Origin of the sequence: Butyrivibrio sp. INlla18, assembly GCF_900103635.1 — a bacterium.
Lineage (GTDB): Bacteria > Bacillota > Clostridia > Lachnospirales > Lachnospiraceae > Butyrivibrio.
In genome coordinates, this window is record NZ_FMXK01000007.1 from 136,411 (window position 1) to 154,684 (window position 18,274).

The following is an 18,274-nucleotide window of genomic DNA, read 5'->3' on the forward strand; positions in this document are numbered from 1 at the left end:
TATTCCCTCTCATGTCTGGAAATCGTTTTCCGTACTATTAATAATATCTGCAAAAAGTTCATTTGTCTACAACAAAAAAACGCCGTAATAAGGCTTTGCTACGGCGTTTATGATTATTTAATATTTAATTTTTTAAGCTCCGAACAATAATAATAGGAAAATTCCAACTATTGCTGAGAAAAGATTGGCAATGAGACTGACTGAAAGAGCTCTGTTAAAAGAGATATCGTATATAGCAAGGTAATAGATAATTCCTTCTATTAAAACAATCGCCAGCTCTAGCACAAGATAGGTGAAACCATATTGAATGAAGTAGGCGTTTAATATAAGGTTCAAAATGCCATTTGTTACGATATTTACGCATATGAGCACTGGAATCTTGTATTTATACTCAGACTTTTTAAAACCAATAAGAACAGGGGCCATTTCAAGGATTATCGTTACAAGAGCCAATATTCCGACCACGGTAATTCCTTCTAGGACGCCTTCAGGAGTAATCACATACTTCATTTTTTACCATTCCTTTTCTTGATACCATTTACGATTGCGATAATAAGTGCAATCAGAGCTGGGACTATGAGAATAAGGGCTCCAATGATGATTCCAAGGCCTACGATCAAAAGTCCTGGTCCGCCAGCATCTAATAAAGTAAGTGTAAGTAAACTAGTTAACATTTTTATCCTCCTTAAGGGTCTTTCCAAGCACGACAGAGCATGCAACAGATAAAACCACGATTATTACTGCATTTAGCATTGGATCAATAGGTCCTGTGATAAATGGTATCATTATTCCATTTCCAAGGGCAAGGGTTGTAAGGCCAAAGGCTAGTCCAGGGTTGTCCGGTATCACCGACAGGAACATTCCAAAGGTGATGGCCATTGTCATACTAAATAGGAATATTCCCAGAATTGAGACTACCATTAGGTTCTGCCCCCATATAAGTAATGGGATGCATAAAAGTGTCGAGTAAACTCCGACTTTCCTTGCTCCAATCTTATCTGAAAGCCAGCCTCCAAGGGCTTTTCCAATGCCCATTATAAAGAAAAGAAGTATTGACTGCCACAGCTCTTTTCTCCAGGAAATCGGAATAGCGTAGCCGATGAAACTACGAACGAAAGTGACAAAATAAGCTGCGACGATGATGACCATGTAGCTGTGAGGCATATCTCTTTTAACAAGGTCAAATTTCGGATACTCATACTCCTCAACAAGCCATGAATTATTAGTTAAAAGAAGTAACACAAGCATCACAGCGAGGACTATAAATATGTACTCTTTTCTCCAAAAGGTTGATGGGCCTAGGATCTGACCAATTACTACGCCAAAAGAGCCTCCGGAAACGAACAGTGCACATGGAAAGAGCTTACCTTTTCCAATGAGTGTTGTCTGGATCGCGCAGCAGTCGTGAAGAAATGCATTAGCAAGTGCAACTATGAGCATGCCTGCCATACTGCGGGGCGATGCGACGTCGTACTGGACAAGCAGGATTCCAATTGCCATCATGGCGACGGATATGACTGGAATGTTGAGTTTAGGGAACTTCTCATGAACTATTCCAACCAAGAACTGCGGGTAAAAAGCCACCATATCAAAGAACATGTAGATAAAAAATCTTGTGGCGTTATCCACCTTAAATGTATGGGTTAAAATGCTAAAGCATATGACTTCGATGCAGAAATGTACAAAGAAGCATGCGTATGAATTAGCGAGGATCTTCTTTTGACTCATTTTTTGGCCTCAATATTTCTTTTCTCTATATAAGATAGACAATATTATAACCTGATATGTTGCGTAGGGAAAAGAAATGAAAAAGTGAGCCCTAGGGACGGAGGTTATGGCTTATTTTTGAAAAACAAAAATGAGCCATAACCTCCGTCCCTAGGGTTCAAAAAGCAGCTACCTACTTTTGTAAGTAGCTGCCTGAGTTTACTGCAAAAAATAATATCTTATTTTGCTACAACTTTACTGCCTTTATGTCTATTAATGCAGCTGTTACCTCCCGCTTTAATAGCCTCTTTTACCTGTTCATTCATGATATCAATGTATGAATTCTTGCCATCCTTGCTATAGTTTGGATCAAGAGATTCAAACTCATTGCCGTCATAGACAAGAGCCATAGTGTTGTTATCAGAAGTCTTCATCAGGATAGTGGTCTTGCTACCTTCCTGAATTGTAAGGTATTCATAATCCTCTGCGCTGAGGAAATCTTCGATATCTTCAACTGCGCCTTCCATGGAACCTGCAGCTACATCCATGTCCATTTCAGCTGGTGTCTGCTCTGCTTCTGACATATCAAATGCCATCTCAGGAGCTGGCTCCTCAAGAGCTATTTCTGGCATTGCTTCTGGTGTTGATTCCTCGAGGGCAATTTCTGGCATTTCCTCCGCAGGTGTTTCTCCTGCTGCCATCGCCGCCATCATTGCATCAAGATCAGCTGGAGCTTCCTCTGCTGGCATTTCTGGTGCAGGCTCCTCTATTGCTATTTCAGGTGCTGGTTCTTCTAGTGCTATTTCTGGCATCTCCTCAGGAGTTGATTCCTCGAGGGCAATTTCTGGCATTGCCTCTGCAGGTGCTTCTTCTGCTGCCATCGCCGCCATCATTGCATCGAGGTCTGCAGGTGCTTCTTCTGCTGAAGTAGCCTCTTCCTGTGCAACCTGCTCAGCTGCAAGCATTGCTGCCGCAACCGGATCAAGATCAGCTGGAATATCTGCTGGCATTTCTGGTGCTGGTTTCTCAAGGGCTATCTCTGCTGCTGACTCCTCTGCAGGTGCTTCTGCAAGAGCATCAACTTCTGCATTAAGTATCGCATCAAGATTTTCTGCAGGTGTTTCTACCTCTGCAGGCATCTCTCCTGCAGCTTCTGCTGCAGCCATATCAGCCATCATTGCAGCCATTACAGGATCAATGTCATCTGCAGGTGTGATATCTGCTGGAGTCTCAGGTGCAGACTCTTCTATTGCCATCTCTGGCATTGCTTCTGGTGCTGGCTCCTCAAGGGCTATCTCTGGCGTTGCCTCTTCTATTGCCATCTCTGGCATTGCCTCAGGTGCTGGCTCTTCTATTGCTATTTCAGGTGCTGGCTCTTCGAGCGCTATCTCTGGCGCTGGTTCCTCTGCAGGTGTTTCTCCTGCCGCCATTGCTGCCATCATTGCATCCATATCTACTGGAGCTTCTTCTACTGGTGCTTCTGCCACTGGCTCCCCAAGGGCTATCTCTGGCGTTGGCTCTTCTATTGCCATCTCTGGCATTGTCTCAGGTGCTGGCTCTTCTATTGCTATTTCAGGTGCCGGCTCTTCGAGCGCTATTTCTGGCGCAGGTCCTTCCGCTGGCATTTCTCCTGCTGCCATTGCTGCCATCATTGCATCCATATCTACTGGAGCTTCTTCTACTGGCGCTTCTGCCACTGGCTCCCCAAGGGCTATCTCTGGCGTTGGCTCTTCTATTGCCATCTCTGGCATTGCCTCAGGTGCTGGCTCTTCTATTACTATTTCAGGCGCTGGCTCCTCTGCAGGTGCTTCCCCTGCTGCCATCGCTGCCATCATCTTATCTACATCAGTTGCCGTTTCTGCAGCGGCCATTGCTGCCATCAAAGCCTCTGTATCCTGCACAGGTGCTTCTTCTACTGGTACTTCTGCAACCGGCTCCTCAAGAGCTATTTCTGGCGCTGGTTCTTCTATAACAATTTCTGGTGCTGGCTCTTCTGCTGGCATTTCAACAGCAGCCGCTGCTGCAAGAGCATCTGCTTCTGCAATTTCAGCTGGACTTGGAGCGGCAGCCTCCGCTTTATTTTCTGCAAGCATAGCTTCAAGATCAGGAAGATCTGGTGCTGGTTCTGGCGCAGCTTTCTTTGGGCGTCCTCTCTTTGGCTTAGGTGCTTCTGCAGGCGCAGGCTCCGGAGCCGGTGTTTCTGCCGCCATAGCAGCTAATAAGTCATCAACATTCGCTGTTGAAAGATCCTGTCCGTTAATCATTTCCTGAGTGCTCATGCCTTCCATGTATATATCTCCTTTCGAGAATCAAACTCAAAAAACATGCATAAAACAGCCTATATATATTATCGTTTATTTCGATGATAATTTACAGTAAATTTTTCATAAATTTATCTAATTCATGCAAGTTTACAGAAGATTCATATTTAATTTGTCATCAAGCTAAATTGTCTAAAACTTGTTGTCTCTTCCTGGGCTGCCTTCGAAGAAAATCTCAATTTGAAAGCATGCCTTTTGCTTTCTTTTATACTTTTAGCATGCCAAATACCTAGATAATCAAGTTTTATAGCATGTGTTTTTCCATCATTTCAGTTTTTGACATGCCGAGTATCCAAATAAACAAGTATTTTGGCATGTCTTTTTCTTTAATTCCATCATTTGACATGCCAAGCCCAAACAAATCAAGCCCCTATACCCAAAATGTGCCCTAACCTCCGTCCCTAGGGCTCATTTTCTCTCAAGCCAGCATACATGGGCACCGCAGTCCAAGCCTTCACACCAAAAATGAGCCGCAACCTCCGTCCCTAGGGCTCAAAAATCCCCCGGCTGAGCCTCAAAGCCCAAACGGGGGAATAAAACTACATATTTACATATCAAACAAGTTTAAACTTACTCCAAGTTCACTCAAATCTTACTCTTCTGAGATCTTGTAGCTATAATCTGCAAAATCTGCTTCGAGAATAGCCTTGTGGCCTTCGTTTTCCCAAACAAATTTCATGACAGATCCGGCAAAAGAAATATCAAGCTTAGCATCAAAGCCGAATGCAGGGCATGTATTGCGGAATTTAAGAAGTTCAAGCTGCTTCTTAACAACATCCTTTTTCATAGCCTCTTCAATCTGTTCTAATGTTAGATTTGTACGATTGATTTCTTTGTGTCCGCCGGCACCAGCTCTTTTAACAGCTTCGTGATCATTCTTGCCTGCAAAGAGGTCAAGATACCATACCTGTGGTTTACCTGGCATGAACATCTGAATTGCTCTAGCAAAGAGCATCTTCTTGTCGTCATCGCCAAGAGCACTGTAGTATGTAGCGTTTACCTGATAGTACATATTCTTGGCACCGTGGAGATCCTTAACAAATCCGCCGCGGCCAACAATTGTATCGATCATCTTCTGAATCTCATCATCAGCTAATATTCCCTTAAGATCAAGAAGAGGAATACCATCGTGGCATCCAAGCATGTTAACCACGCGGATCTTCTTTTCCTGAATCTCATTTGCCCACTTAGCAAGCACTTCTCCAGACTTTGTCTCAATAGCATAGATCAAAAGCCCAGGAAGGAAGAAGTCATATGTCATATAGCCCTTATTTGCTACAACTTCATAGATTTTCTCGCTGTAGCTTGCATGAATCTCTGGTAAAAGAGATACCTTAAACTCGTCAGCAAGCTTCTTAACCTTTTCAAGTACATCCCAGGTATCAGGCTCATTTAAGAAGTTCTTTTTACCTGGTTCCTTTGGAGCATAAGCAAAAGCATCAAGTCTTACGATGCTTGCGCCATATCCTGAAAGGGCCTTAAGAGTATTTCTGTAATGCTCCCAAACAAGATCTGACTTAATATTAAGATCCATCTGACCAAGGTATCTTCTACCTGATTCCAAAAGATCTATAACTGCATCCTTATATTTCTCATAGCCAGTAAAATCGATATCTGCTGGCTTCTTTCCCTCATCAAGTCCCGCACACACTATCTTTGACAATCTATCAGCTGCAAGATACTGAATATCAAGCTTATCCATCAGATCCTGCGCATCAGGGCGCTTGTACTGCACCTCCTGATAGAATGTATTCCAATATGGAACGTCCTTACCATCAGGCATACGCACCATAAGTATTGGAAGTCCCGGCTTTCTAAAGAACATGTCCTTAATATACTTCTGATCAGGCTGAATGTAGCCCTCATCAGTCATCTCGCCATAGCCATCCCAGAACTTATTCCAGTTAATAAAGAAGTCCTTGTACTTAGACTTCTCACCATTCTTAACAAGATCCTGGAACTGAGGAGAAAGAACTGAGGCATGATTCAAGATAAAATCAAGCTTCAAGTTGATTCCAAGCTTCTCAAGCTTCTCAAGATCCTCCTTACTTCCAAGCTCCTCATTAATTCCATAATCTATTACAGAGAACCCTCTATCCAGATCCGTATTAAATATACTAGGCAAAATATAGAAAGACTGGAACACATCATCAAACTCTTTCTTAGAAAGAACAGAAACTATATCTCCCAATCTTCCACCCATACTATCCGGATAAGCATTAAGCATAGGTCCATTATCCACAAATTTACTCATACATATTCCTTTCAAATACTACAAAGCCACACCGCTACGTTTTTCATAGAACGAGAGTGTCAACAAAATCTGTCATACATATTCTCAAAAAAGGCGTCCTCTCAATCACTTCATAAGCTCACTAAACTGCTTGAAGTCAATGATTTCCCCGGATTTGGTGACGATGATTTTGGCTTTGTGGGCCTGGTTTACAAGTTTGTTTTGCTCAAGTTCGAGAACGAGGGTTGTAAATGGGCTGTCAAGCTTGCCATCCCTGTTTCTTGATCTTCTGTGTTCAAGTGTTTCCTGTGGTGTACTATTTAAAAGAACAGGTATATCAACCTGAGTCATGTAATCGCTGTTACCGTGTGTCCACTCTACGATCAGAACCTGCTTTTCTGACATATCAACTTCATCATACCAAAGAGAAGCTTCATCTCTGCCCATTCTCTTGAGCCAAAGCTTGTCAGCTCCATCCTTAAATGCCTTCATGATCTGATCTACTTCTGCAAAGTCTGTCTCCTTTGGAGTTCCAAGGTACTCATCAAGTCCCTTGCTTCCAGCTTCAAAGTATGACTTGAACCACGCGTCAGTTTCTATATGTGCCTTGTTTGCGTCGTCTTCTGCAACCTGCCACTCTTTTACCTTGGCAAAGTTTTCTGGATTCATGACACCAGCGTCAACCATTCCTCTGATACCGCAAACTCTGAATGTATGAAGTCTCTCAGCATCATTGTACATAGGAATACGATGTGGATAATTATCTCCTGACATTGTGTAGCTACCGATTCCAGCCTGTTCTAACATATATGACAACAGTGACGCAATTTCAGATTTTCCAACTCCTGATCCGCCGCAAACCGCTACAACAGCGCGTCTGTAAGGATTAGCAGTCATCTTTTCCTTAAGCTCTTTTACCAGAACTGGAAAAATAGTCTTGGCCTTAGCTATATGGCTCTCGCCGATCTCAATCTTGTCCCCTGGCATATCGCCGTGAGGAATGTCACTTGGTATTTCTAAACTAGCAATATTATCTGAAGCTTTTTCAACCTTGTCTAAAACATCGTTTGAAACAGTCATTTTGTTAAATTCTTTATTCATAATTCTCCTTCTTAAAAACAACAACCAACTTGCACAAATCCCAGCCACCGCCAAGAGCCAGTATTTATGCGGCATCCACATAATAGTTCCATCAAAAGAAATTTCGCGTACAGTTTTCATTTTGACAAGTCATACTATGCCATGTTATTTTGAACACAAGATACAATAACTTTTTTTCTTTGTAAAGACTAAAAAAAATTATGATAACGATTAAAGAGATTGCAAAACAACTAAACATGAGCACTACAACAGTTTCAAACGTTATCCACGGAAAAACTGGTGAAGTGTCCGAAGAAACAACCAAAATCGTTCAAGACTTCCTGAAAAAAGTTGACTATGTACCTAATATCAACGCGCGAAATCTTGCACAAAACGAATCCAAGATCATAGGCCTTGCTCTAAAGGCTCGTGCCGACAAGTATGAAAACCTCATAATGGACCCTTTCGTATCAGTCCTTATAGGTGGTGTCGAAGAGACCATCAGAAATGCTGGCTACTTCATGATGCTGTATATCTCCAGTGACACAACTGAGATCATGCGACATGTTTCCACCTGGAATGTTGATGGCCTCATACTTTTTGGTATGCTCAATGACGACGGAATCCGTGTCAGTGAAAAATACAAAAAACCTATAGTCTGCATCGATACCTACAGTATTGAAGGATTAAAGCACTTCACAAATGTTGGTCTTGATGATGAACAGGGCACCTATGATATGGTCACATATCTTATTTCTCAAGGTCATAGAAAGATCGCATTCCTGTCAGATAATATGAATGGTGTCGATCTTGCCAGACTCAATGGTTACAAGAAAGCTTTAAAAGACAACAATATAAAGTACTCTGATTCAAACTTCCTAAAGATCAGACCTAAAAGTGATGAAGTCGAGTATAGCTTGGAAGAGATCTGTCGAAAGGCCAGGGACTTCACCGCGATCATGTGCGTATCTGACCTCTACGCCGTCACACTTATGGCAGCCCTTGAAGATAGAGGCATATCTGTTCCAAATGATATTTCAATCGTTGGTTTTGATGATAATATGCTTGGTCAGTTACACAGACCAGCCCTTACCACTGTTCATCAGGACGTAAAAGAAAAAGGTATTGTAGCAGCAAGGACGTTGTTACAACAGTTAAACAAACAGAAGACACCTAATCAGATTCTTCTTCCTACACACCTTGTTATCAGAGATACTGTAAAGAAATTAACGTAATAATGACCCTTATCCGTGAATATGTCAAATTTTTTTGGTCAAAATCGGATAAGGGTTATTTATTTTTACCAATCACCTTATGCGCATAAGCCCTGATTATTAACGCAATTGCAAATATTTTATGTATGTTTTATTATAATTTAAGAATTTTCTGTGTCCGTCACAAGTTCAGTTGTTTACTGGGTTTGTGACTTTTATTTAATATACTTATATTAAAATAATGCTAGATACCGCTTGAATTTCAACAGTTTCTGTGCTAATTTGAATATAGCGTACAACTTATGCGCAAAAGTAACCGCCAAAAATGAAATTTATTATGGCATTTTGCACAAAGGAACAAAGGAGGAAACAAAATGAAAAAGAAACTCATGTCAGTTCTTTTAGCAGGAACAATGGTTCTTTCACTTGTTGCTTGCGGAAAGACTACAGCTGACACAACTACATCTGACAGCACAGATGCAACAGCTACTCAGACAGACGCTGACGCTACCCAGTCAGCAGACGCTTCAGGTTCTAAAGATGCAATTCGTCTTGTAAATGGTAAGCCTGAGATCAACGGCCAGCTCAATACCCTTGCTGCTAAGTACAAGGAAGAAACTGGTAACGAAGTAGTTATCGAGACAATCGGTGGTGATCAGAAAGCTTCTGATGCACTTAAGGGTTATTACCAGGCTGGTAATATGCCTGATATCTTCTTCGTAGAGAGCAACGATATTCCTGATTGGGAAGGTAAGCTCGTTGACCTTGCTGGTGAGCAGTGGACAGAAGATACAGATTCTGAACTCGTTGTTAACGGCGTTACAGTAGGTTTCCCATATTCAGTTGAGGCTACAGCTCTTGGTTACAACAAGGAGCTCCTTGATAAGGCAGGTATCGATCCTTCAACTCTTACTTCACCTGCAGCTTGGAAAGAAGCTGTAGAGAAGCTCGATTCTATGAAGGATGAGCTTGGTATCACAGCTGTATTTGGCTGGTGCACAGAGCCATCTAACCTTGGATGGTCATCAGGTACACACGTATTTGGTCAGTATCTTGATGCTGGTCTTGCATACGACGACACAAAGTATATCGATCTTCTCAATGATGGTGGACAGATCGACGAGAATAGAATGAAAGCATTTGCTGAGTTCATCGACATGATGAATCAGTATTCAGATCCTGATCTTGTTATCGATGGTAACTATGATAGCCAGGTTGCTGGATTTGCAGAAGGCAAGTATGTATTCGTAACTCAGGGTAACTGGATTGCTCCTAACATTCTTGCAAATGATAACTACAACGGATTCGAGATGGGCTTTGCTCCATACGCATTCGAAGATGGTATCGATACGATCATCGGTGGCGTTCCAAACTTCTGGGCAGTATATGCTGATGGTAACGTAGATGGTGCTAAGGCATTCCTTCAGTGGTGCTCTGAGGATACAGCTCAGCAGATCCTTGTTGAGGAAGCTGCACTTATCAGCCCATACACAGATTGTAAGTACACATCAGATGCTCCTTTCGCAGCAAGCATTGCACAGTATATCTCAGCTGGAAAGCTTTCATACTGGCACACAATGGAGAAGAAGAGCGGTCTTGAAGACAAGACTTCTGTAGTATTCAACCAGTTTGCACAGGGTGCACTTGATGTAGATAGCTTCGTATCTACAATGGGTCAGGTTATTGCTAGCTACTACGCTAAATAATCCTGCAAAAAATTTATAGATTAGTTAGGCGGGGGCAAATTAATTGCTCCTGCCTTTTCTGGAAAAAGGAGATTCAATATGAGAGGAACTTTCAGACCCAAGAGAACTTCAGCAGTCATATGTCTTATAATCGGCATATTGCTTACAGCTGCGGCTCTTACAATTGATATTTTTTTGGCAACAGGTTTCATTCCTTCAGATAATAGTTCCGATCTGTGGTTTAGAGGACCTCTGTTAGTACTTGGAATTATAGGAATTGTTTTAGGATTATATTTTTATCCTACACTCAAGCATCATCGTACAATTATTAATGTATTGTTTTTGTTCCCATTACTTTTCGCATTTTTTATTACAGTTATCTTACCTCTGTTTTTAGGTCTCTTCTATTCTTTCACTGATTGGAATGGAATAGAGTATTCGAGTGTAATTGGAGTTGGAAATTATACAAAAATGTTCAAGGATCCAAGCTTTATCTGGTCAATCCTTATTACATTCTTGTTTGTAGTATTTAATATGATACTTGTTAACCTTGTAGCTTTCCTTTTAGCTCTTCTATGCACTTCCAAGCTTCCAGGCATGGGATTCTTCAGAGCAGCTTACTTCCTGCCAAACCTTATCGGCGGAATCGTACTTGGTTACATTTGGAATTTCATTTTTGCTAATGTAGTAACTCTTTTAACAGATTCATTATCAGGAAACAGATTATCAATGCTTGCCAATACCAAGACAGCATTTATGGCGATCATCATAGTATATGTATGGCAGTATGCAGGTTATATCATGCTGATCTATATCACAGGTCTTAACACTATTCCAGGTGATGTACTTGAGGCTGCAGCAATCGATGGCGCTAAGCCTCTTCAGACACTATTTGAGATCAAGATACCAATGATCGCACCAACTATTACGATCTGTACATTCCTTACACTTACATCTGCTTTCAAACAGTTCGATGTAAACCTTGCTCTTACAAACGGTGCAGGCGCTGTTCCAAACTTCCTTGGAGAGTTCATCACAAATGGTACTCAGATGCTTGCCCTTAATATTTATGATACAGCTATCACTGCAAGAGATTACTCTTTTGCACAGGCTAAAGCGTTCCTGTTCTTCATAATCCTTGCTTGTGTATCAATCATTCAGGTTCGCATTTCTAATAAGAAGGAGGTAGAACTGTAATGCATAGAAAAGAAAGACTACCTATCATTGTATTAAGGTTCGTTATTGCTACTATACTTGCAATATATGTACTATTTCCTTTTGCACTTGTAGTTATCAACTCATGCAAGAACAAAACAAGCATTATTGATAATCCGATCAGTTTCAATGGAGCAAGCTTAAAGCAGCTTCTGTCAAACCTTGACAATGTTATCAATAATCAGAGCTTCCTATTTTGGAGAGCATTTGGCTTTTCTGCGCTTATAACTGTGTTATCTTTAGTACTTTTGGCATTATTTGGGGCTATGGCAGCCTGGGTCATCTGCCGAAACAAGACAAAATGGTCAGCAGCAATCTACTTCACATTCATTGCTTCTATGATCATTCCTTTCCAGGTAGTTATGCTTCCACTTATCTCAACATTTAGAAGAGCTGGTGATTTCATCGGTATTCCAATGCTCTTCTCTGTACAGGGTATCGTATTTGCTTACCTTGGATTTGGTGGAGCTATGACAGTATTTATCTTAAACGGATTTATCAAGGGTGTTCCATATGACCTTGAAGAGGCAGCATCAATCGATGGTTGTGCTCCTGAACAGACTTTCTTCAGGATCATCTTCCCTCTTCTTACACCTGTTATTACAACAGTTACCATTCTTAATGGTATGTGGATCTGGAACGATTACCTTCTTCCATCACTTATGCTTGGAAGAGCCGGTGATATCAAGACCCTTCCAATTGCCGTACAGGCATTTGTTGGTTCATTCGTTAAGCAGTGGGATCTGATCCTTACTGCAGCACTTTTGGCAATCCTGCCAATGATCATCCTCTTCCTTATCGCTCAGAAGCAGATCATGGAAGGCATGATAGAAGGAGCCGTTAAAGGCTAATATAAACCCACAAAAAATACCTCGCACATTATATGTGCGAGGTATTTTGATATTCTGATCTAATTATGCATTATGCTCAAGAAGGTAATCATTAAGAGCATCTACGATCTCTTCGCCATCGATGCCATGAACTGCGCAAGCCTCAGCAAGTGATTCCATCTGTGAAGCTGGGCAATGAATACATCCCATACCACACTCCATAAGGAACTGTGCTGCAAGTGGATGCTTAGTAATGATCTCACCAACGTTCATATCCGCTGTAACTAAGTTCTCGTTCTCCACGTTTTTGTCCTCTCTTTCCTCGTCATTTCCAAAAAACAGATCTTTTAATCCGCTCATTTTTTCTCCTATTCGTGCATGTGTAACCATGTACAAGTAAGTTTAACAGTTAGCACTTTTTTGATTGTGCACAATGATTTTACCTCACACTAACCTCTCCTGCAAGTACCTTTTTATAATCTTCCAGATTTTTCTTGAGAAGTTCAGGAGTATTGAGTTCGTACGGGCATTTTAAAGTACATGCTCTACAATTCATGCACTGCTCTATCTTGGCCATCTCGCCCTGCCAGTATTCATTTAGCCAGTTTTCTGAAGGCGCTCTTCTGAGCATAAGAGACATTCTGGCACAATTATTGATTTGGATTCCAGCAGGACATGGCATACAATAGCCACAACCTCTGCAGAAATCACCTGATAATTCTTTTTGCTCCTTCATAATGAAGGCTTCAAGCTCTCCACTATATTCCGGAGTGTTATCCATATATGAAAGCCACTCATCAAGCTCAGATTCCCTCTGGATCCCCCAAATAGGCATGACATTATCAAACTGGCTCATAAATGCCATAGCAGCATCTGAACGGTTGATAAGTCCTCCAGCGAGTCCTTTCATAGCTATGAAGCCCATATTGTGCTCTTTGCACATTTTTACAAGTTCAATCTCCCTTGCAGAAGAAAGATAGCTGAAAGGGAACTGAAGCGTCTCATAAAGTCCGCTTTCTATACATTCTCTGGCAACCAGTAGTTTATGAGATGTGACACCAATGTGCTTTATAAGTCCTTTTGCCTTGGCTTCCAGCATGCATTCATACATTCCTGTACCATCGTCAGGCTTGTAACACTGTGACACCATATGGAACTGATAGATATCGATATGGTCTGTCTGTAGCTTACTAAGGGATGTCTCAAGATCTTTCCAGAAATCCTCTGGTGTCTTGGCTGCAGTCTTAGTGGCGATATAAATCTTGTCACGGACGCCATATTCTACAAGACCTTTGCCCAATTTTTCTTCGCTATCGCTATAGGCTCTAGCTGTGTCAAAAAATGTAATTCCACCCTCATAGGCCTTTCTAAGTATCTTAACAGAGGTTTCAATATCATCTCTCTGAATAGGAAGAGCACCAAATCCGTTCTGTGGCGCGCTTATTCCTGTGATGCCAAGTGTTATCTGTCTCATGCCAAATCTCCTCGTAATACTAGTCAAAAGTCTTTATTTTGCTTCTTCAAATACGTAGAGTCTTGTATCTCCGGTTCTCATGATCCTGGTTTCTTCGTTGTTACCAGTTCCACAAAATGAAGAATTAAGCGCTACTCCGTGATTGTTAAAAGAAGCACCGGTAGCAGTTTCTTTTTGCTCTTCTCCACTCATGTTAACAACTTTGTCCATGATGGTGTGAAGAATTCCGTCCTGCTTCACATGGATAGGAGTCTGTGTATTTACAAGGCTTCCGAAGTCCTTGAGACTGTGAGGAACCTTTCTGCCAGTCATATTGTAGAGCTTGTGATCATCAAGTCCAGCTGTTCTAAGACACCTATAGTCATTGTTTGGTCTTGCATTCTTCTCAACCACAAAAGCCACAGCCTTCTTCTTATCCTTGCTGACAATAATATAGCTATTATCAGGAAGTCTGTAGTAATCACCAAATTGGAACAATTTTCTATGCTTCTTGTAATATTCAACCTGATCTGAAACCAGCTTTTTGTCCGCCTCTGACACGTCGCAGAGATTCAGCTCATAGCCAAAGCAGCCTGCTGCCGCAACTTCAAATCTGGTCTCCATTGGAACAGTATTAAGTGTCTGATGGTTAGGACAAGCTGAAACATGGGCTCCAATAGTACTTGCAGGATATCCATAGCTATAACCTCTCTGAATATCTATTCTGCACATAGCATCTGTGTCATCGCTTCCCCAGATCTGTGGGAAATAGCACAGTATACCAAGATCAAATCTGTTACCACCAGCTGAGCAGCCTTCAAACAATATCTCAGGAAAGCTCTCTGTAAGCTCCTTCATGATCCTGTAAAGGCCAATATAATATCTGTGCTGGAACTCGCCCTGCTTGTCAGGAGCAAGGGCTGTACTGTATCTATCAGAGAATATCCTGTTCATATCCCACTTTACATAGGATACTTTACCTGCGGAAAAGACCTTTTTCATGGCGTCAATTACATAGTCCTGAACGTCAGGTCTTGTAAGGTCAAGGTTCATCTGATTTCTGCCCTTTGAATGAGGATGTCCAGGAACAGCCACTGCCCAATCAGGATGTGCTCTATAAAGGTCACTGTCCTCATTTACCATCTCAGGTTCAACCCAAAGGCCAAAGGACATGCCAAGAGCTGTTATCTTGTCTGCAAGCTCCTTGATTCCTCCAGGAAGTTTCTTTTTATTCTCATACCAGTCACCAAGAGATGACTTGTCGTTATTTCTTTTGCCAAACCAACCATCGTCCATTACAAAGAGCTCAATGCCGCATTTCTTTGCCTCTTTTGCCAAGGATACAAGAGAATTCTGAGTGATGTTAAAATATGAAGCTTCCCAGCTGTTAATGAGGATAGGACGTTCTTTCTTTTTCCAGGTACCTCTTACGATGTGTTCCCTTACAAAGTCCTGCATATTGATGCTCATAGCATTCATACCATTGCCAGAGTAGGTCATAACAGCCTCAGGAGCCTCAAATTTGTTTCCTGGTGCAAGAGTCCATGAAAATCCTACTGGCTGGATACCGCTGACAAAACGGCTCATAGAATTGCCATTTGATGACAGCGCCTCATAATGATTGCCGCTGTAAATGAGGTTAAAGCCGTAGCAATCTCCACTAAAATCATCGGCAGATGGGCTACTTACTATAACTAAAGGATTGGATCTTGATCCAGACTCACCTGCAGCCAGCTCTTCACATACTACCTTGCCGCCGCTGCAGATACTCTCATACTTGCCCATTTCATCAGCCCATCTTCCATGGAAGGAAGTGAACTTATGAGATGGTGCATTAAAGTCAACACAGGTACTAAGGATCCTGTCGATCCTGATATCTTCTTTGCTCTCGTTGGACAAAACAGCGCTTCTGGTGATGACATCACACTCAGGAAATACAGAATAGATGAGCTTAAGTCTTGCTCCATATTCCTTGTCCTTCAATGTGACAACAAGCTGCTGAACCTTGTCATCTCCAGCTGCAGTATCCTCTGCATATGAAGATGGAAGGGTGCTTAATGGCTTCTTACCATCAGTTACTTTGTGGCACTCATAGAGGAAATCCACCGTATTGGAACCATCTGCGTAAGTCAGCTCTACAAAAGGATCTCTGATATCACCTTTGCCAAAGCTAGACATTTCCAACGTCAGCTGTTCAAGCATAACAGAGCTATACTCATCAGAATAGCTGTTGAGATTGCCTGCTCCATTAAAATGCTTTGGAGCTACAGCAGCCGCCACCTCATCTAAATGATTTAAGCAGTCATTCTTGTTAGGAAATAAAAGACCTCCATAATGAAGGTGCTCAAGATGTCCTGATTCAAGCCTTCTGAACATATATGCTGTGTTCTTAGTCTGTAACAAAAAGACATTACTATTAGTAACGATCATTGTTAATCCCTCACTTTAAGTCCATTCATGATGATATCGATCATGCCGTTTAGTGACTCTTCATAGCTGTACTTGGTGTTACTAAGTTCTTTTGATGTAAGGAACTTTTCGATGGCACCTTCAATGATCAGCTTGATAAGAGGAATTGGAAGATCCTTAATGAGCTTCTTGTCGATAGCCTCTTTTAAAAGCTTCTCAGTCTCTTCCCAATCGCTTTCTATTCTCTCAGCAACCTTCTTGTAAACGAGAGGATACTTTTCCTTGAGCTGATAAACTCTTCTAAAGTCGATATTCTTATAATTGTCAGGAAGACAAACGATGAGCATAGAGATCTTTTCCAGAAGATCTAATGAATCATCTGCCAAGACCTCTGCCTCTTTTTTCTTGATGTTAGAAAAACCATATTCTACAGTAGCAAAAAAGAGTTCATCTTTATCATCAAATTCCTTGTAGATTGTCTTCTTACTGATGTGAAGTTCCTTGGATATGTCGTCCATAGTAAACTTCATTCCCTTGCTGTTAAACTGGTTGATAACAGCTTCCATAATTTTTTGCCTGATTTCATTCATATGAAATCCCCTCCTTGTATAAGCCCCAAATATATTACTTCAAAACCGCTTTTAAATATTCAAATACGTTGCCTGCTGACTTAACAGAAAGCTTCTCCTTTGGAGAATGGATATCCTGCATGTCAGGGCCGATTGAGATAGAATCAAGTCCTTCGATCTTCTCACTAAAGAGTCCGCACTCAAGTCCAGCGTGTATAGCCTCCACCTTAGGTTCAACGCCGTACATATCCTTGTAAACCTTAACCATGTGGTCTCTAAGTTCTGAGTGCTGTCTGTACTTCCAGCCTGGATACTGGCCAGTTACGTTATATACGCCGCCGTTAACTGTAGCGATGGTCTCAAGCTTTCTGATGAGCATCTTCTTGGCAGATTCTACGCTACTTCTAACTGACTGCTCTGTTGTAACGACATTTCCTTCTGTCTTGACGATACCAAGGTTAAGAGACGTCTCAACAAGTCCTTCTACTGATGAGCTCATAGTCTGAACGCCATCTGGGAAAGAGATCATAGCACCAAGTACTCTCTTAGTGTTGTGGAAATCATAAGCATCAAAGCTTCCCTCACCGCACTCTGTAGCTGTGATATCAACGTCAGGGTCTTTAACTTCAAGCTCTCCCTTAACGTCTGCAAGAGTCTTCTGTACGCTTGCCTTAAATGTATCTACATATGCCTTATCTACAACTACCTTAGCAACTGCAGATGAAGGGATTGCATTGTCTGCCACGCCGCCATTCATACTGATAAATGTTACTTCTGACTCATTTTTAGCGTCGTCCATAGTCTCTACAAGAGTTCTTGCTAAAAGAACATTTGCATTGCCTCTGCCCTTGATGATCATCTCACCTGAGTGGCCGCCTAAAAGTCCTGAAACCTTAACTTCGAGGCATACGCCGTCTTTTTTAGCACTGTTCCCAAGATCAAACTCTGTATAGAATCTGGCACCACCCGCGCAGCTTACAATGAAGTGGCCCTCTTCCTCATTATCAATGTTGATGAGCTTCTTACTCTTAAGCATTGAAAGGTCGATTGCCTGTGCGCCAAACATACCTGTTTCTTCATTTGTTGTGATGACAACTTCAAGTGGAGGATGTGGGATATCGTCTGAATCAAGGATTGCAAGGCAGTAAGCTACGGCAATTCCGTCATCTCCGCCAAGGCTGGTACCTTCAGCCCATACGTACTCTCCATCTGTTCTGCATCTAAGACCTTCTGTTGTCATATCTATATCGTAGCCATCTTCTTTAACAGCTACCATGTCCATGTGTCCCTGGAGGATAACTGGCTCTTTGTCTTCATAGCCCTTGCTACCAGGAGCTTTGATGATAACATTGAGTTCCTTATCCTGAATTACTTCAAGATTTCTATCCTTGGCAAAAGAAACGAGATAGTCGCTTATCTTCTGCAGATTGCCTGAACCATGTGGTATATTACAAATTTCTTCAAAATACTTAAAAACTTCTCTTGGTTGTAAATTCTCAAATGCCATTCTAAGTTGCCTCCTAAACGCGAAAAAATAAGGAGTATCAATAATTTGATA

15 protein-coding genes are annotated in these 18,274 nt (G+C 41.6%); 4 read left to right on the forward strand and 11 right to left on the reverse strand.

Annotated elements, in window-relative coordinates; translation table 11 throughout:
- Positions 1 to 132: 132 nt before the first annotated feature.
- The 6 genes from BLS24_RS05720 to BLS24_RS05740 form a co-directional block, all read right to left on the reverse strand.
- On the reverse strand, positions 133 to 510 hold the full coding sequence (locus BLS24_RS05720) for a hypothetical protein (protein WP_091757010.1): 378 nt from the start codon (positions 508 to 510) through the stop codon (positions 133 to 135).
- Positions 507 to 674 carry a hypothetical protein gene (locus BLS24_RS15215; protein ID WP_176764349.1) on the reverse strand — a complete coding sequence of 56 codons (168 nt, stop codon included), beginning with the start codon at positions 672 to 674 and terminating at the stop codon, positions 507 to 509. The genes BLS24_RS05720 and BLS24_RS15215 overlap by 4 nt, the downstream gene beginning before the upstream one ends.
- Positions 664 to 1,728 (reverse strand): MFS transporter, encoded by a 1,065-nt coding sequence (locus BLS24_RS05725; RefSeq protein ID WP_091757012.1) that lies wholly within the window; start codon positions 1,726 to 1,728, stop codon positions 664 to 666. Before BLS24_RS05725 ends, BLS24_RS15215 begins: the two co-directional genes overlap by 11 nt.
- A 218-nt stretch (positions 1,729 to 1,946) precedes the next feature.
- The gene (locus BLS24_RS05730) at positions 1,947 to 3,995 is read right to left on the reverse strand and encodes a hypothetical protein (RefSeq protein ID WP_091757014.1); all 2,049 of its coding nucleotides are present in this window, start codon (positions 3,993 to 3,995) and stop codon (positions 1,947 to 1,949) included.
- Between the two features lie 625 nt (positions 3,996 to 4,620).
- A complete protein-coding gene (locus BLS24_RS05735) occupies positions 4,621 to 6,282 on the reverse strand; it encodes an alpha-amylase family glycosyl hydrolase (RefSeq protein ID WP_091757017.1) in 1,662 nt (553 codons plus the stop codon).
- Positions 6,283 to 6,387: 105 nt separating this feature from the next.
- Positions 6,388 to 7,362 carry a nucleoside/nucleotide kinase family protein gene (locus tag BLS24_RS05740; protein WP_091757019.1) on the reverse strand — a complete coding sequence of 325 codons (975 nt, stop codon included), beginning with the start codon at positions 7,360 to 7,362 and terminating at the stop codon, positions 6,388 to 6,390.
- A 200-nt stretch (positions 7,363 to 7,562) separates the two neighbouring features.
- Here BLS24_RS05740 and BLS24_RS05745 point away from each other — a divergent pair, with 200 nt between their 5' ends.
- The 4 genes from BLS24_RS05745 (at position 7,563) to BLS24_RS05760 (ending at position 12,306) form a co-directional block, all read left to right on the forward strand.
- Entirely contained in the window at positions 7,563 to 8,576 is a 1,014-nt protein-coding gene (locus tag BLS24_RS05745) for a LacI family DNA-binding transcriptional regulator (RefSeq protein ID WP_091757021.1), read from the forward strand.
- Positions 8,577 to 8,929: 353 nt separating this feature from the next.
- Positions 8,930 to 10,261, forward strand: coding sequence for an ABC transporter substrate-binding protein (locus BLS24_RS05750; protein WP_091757023.1), 1,332 nt, complete (start codon positions 8,930 to 8,932; stop codon positions 10,259 to 10,261).
- Between the two features lie 78 nt (positions 10,262 to 10,339).
- The gene (locus BLS24_RS05755; RefSeq protein WP_091757026.1) at positions 10,340 to 11,437 is read left to right on the forward strand and encodes a carbohydrate ABC transporter permease; all 1,098 of its coding nucleotides are present in this window, start codon (positions 10,340 to 10,342) and stop codon (positions 11,435 to 11,437) included.
- Complete coding sequence (locus BLS24_RS05760; protein ID WP_091757028.1) at positions 11,437 to 12,306, forward strand: carbohydrate ABC transporter permease; 870 nt, start codon at positions 11,437 to 11,439, stop codon at positions 12,304 to 12,306. The genes BLS24_RS05755 and BLS24_RS05760 overlap by 1 nt, the downstream gene beginning before the upstream one ends.
- Positions 12,307 to 12,369: 63 nt before the next feature.
- On the opposite strand, the gene BLS24_RS05765 is transcribed toward BLS24_RS05760, so the two are convergent.
- The 5 genes from BLS24_RS05765 to BLS24_RS05785 form a co-directional block, all read right to left on the reverse strand.
- Positions 12,370 to 12,645, reverse strand: a complete 276-nt coding sequence (locus BLS24_RS05765; RefSeq protein WP_091757029.1) for a DUF1858 domain-containing protein — start codon at positions 12,643 to 12,645, stop codon at positions 12,370 to 12,372.
- Between the two features lie 79 nt (positions 12,646 to 12,724).
- On the reverse strand, positions 12,725 to 13,759 hold the full coding sequence (locus tag BLS24_RS05770; RefSeq protein ID WP_091757031.1) for an aldo/keto reductase: 1,035 nt from the start codon (positions 13,757 to 13,759) through the stop codon (positions 12,725 to 12,727).
- 33 nt (positions 13,760 to 13,792) lie between these two features.
- Positions 13,793 to 16,168 carry an alpha-galactosidase gene (locus BLS24_RS05775; protein ID WP_091757033.1) on the reverse strand — a complete coding sequence of 792 codons (2,376 nt, stop codon included), beginning with the start codon at positions 16,166 to 16,168 and terminating at the stop codon, positions 13,793 to 13,795.
- Between the two features lie 2 nt (positions 16,169 to 16,170).
- Positions 16,171 to 16,737 carry a TetR/AcrR family transcriptional regulator gene (locus BLS24_RS05780; RefSeq protein WP_091757035.1) on the reverse strand — a complete coding sequence of 189 codons (567 nt, stop codon included), beginning with the start codon at positions 16,735 to 16,737 and terminating at the stop codon, positions 16,171 to 16,173.
- 34 nt (positions 16,738 to 16,771) lie between these two features.
- Positions 16,772 to 18,223: an aminoacyl-histidine dipeptidase gene (locus BLS24_RS05785; RefSeq protein WP_091757038.1), complete on the reverse strand. Its 1,452-nt coding sequence runs from the start codon at positions 18,221 to 18,223 to the stop codon at positions 16,772 to 16,774.
- Between the last annotated feature and the right edge of the window lie 51 nt (positions 18,224 to 18,274).

Bases quoted from the DNA above. Each gene is read 5' to 3' on its own strand.
- BLS24_RS05720 (WP_091757010.1), bottom strand. From the start codon at position 510: ATGAAGTATGTGATTACTCCTGAAGGCGTCCTAGAAGGAATTACCGTG.
- BLS24_RS15215 (WP_176764349.1), bottom strand. From the start codon at position 674: ATGTTAACTAGTTTACTTACACTTACTTTATTAGATGCTGGCGGACCA.
- BLS24_RS05725 (WP_091757012.1), bottom strand. From the start codon at position 1,728: ATGAGTCAAAAGAAGATCCTCGCTAATTCATACGCATGCTTCTTTGTA.
- BLS24_RS05730 (WP_091757014.1), bottom strand. From the start codon at position 3,995: ATGGAAGGCATGAGCACTCAGGAAATGATTAACGGACAGGATCTTTCA.
- BLS24_RS05735 (WP_091757017.1), bottom strand. From the start codon at position 6,282: ATGAGTAAATTTGTGGATAATGGACCTATGCTTAATGCTTATCCGGAT.
- BLS24_RS05740 (WP_091757019.1), bottom strand. From the start codon at position 7,362: ATGAATAAAGAATTTAACAAAATGACTGTTTCAAACGATGTTTTAGAC.
- BLS24_RS05745 (WP_091757021.1), top strand. From the start codon at position 7,563: ATGATAACGATTAAAGAGATTGCAAAACAACTAAACATGAGCACTACA.
- BLS24_RS05750 (WP_091757023.1), top strand. From the start codon at position 8,930: ATGAAAAAGAAACTCATGTCAGTTCTTTTAGCAGGAACAATGGTTCTT.
- BLS24_RS05755 (WP_091757026.1), top strand. From the start codon at position 10,340: ATGAGAGGAACTTTCAGACCCAAGAGAACTTCAGCAGTCATATGTCTT.
- BLS24_RS05760 (WP_091757028.1), top strand. From the start codon at position 11,437: ATGCATAGAAAAGAAAGACTACCTATCATTGTATTAAGGTTCGTTATT.
- BLS24_RS05765 (WP_091757029.1), bottom strand. From the start codon at position 12,645: ATGAGCGGATTAAAAGATCTGTTTTTTGGAAATGACGAGGAAAGAGAG.
- BLS24_RS05770 (WP_091757031.1), bottom strand. From the start codon at position 13,759: ATGAGACAGATAACACTTGGCATCACAGGAATAAGCGCGCCACAGAAC.
- BLS24_RS05775 (WP_091757033.1), bottom strand. From the start codon at position 16,168: ATGATCGTTACTAATAGTAATGTCTTTTTGTTACAGACTAAGAACACA.
- BLS24_RS05780 (WP_091757035.1), bottom strand. From the start codon at position 16,737: ATGAATGAAATCAGGCAAAAAATTATGGAAGCTGTTATCAACCAGTTT.
- BLS24_RS05785 (WP_091757038.1), bottom strand. From the start codon at position 18,223: ATGGCATTTGAGAATTTACAACCAAGAGAAGTTTTTAAGTATTTTGAA.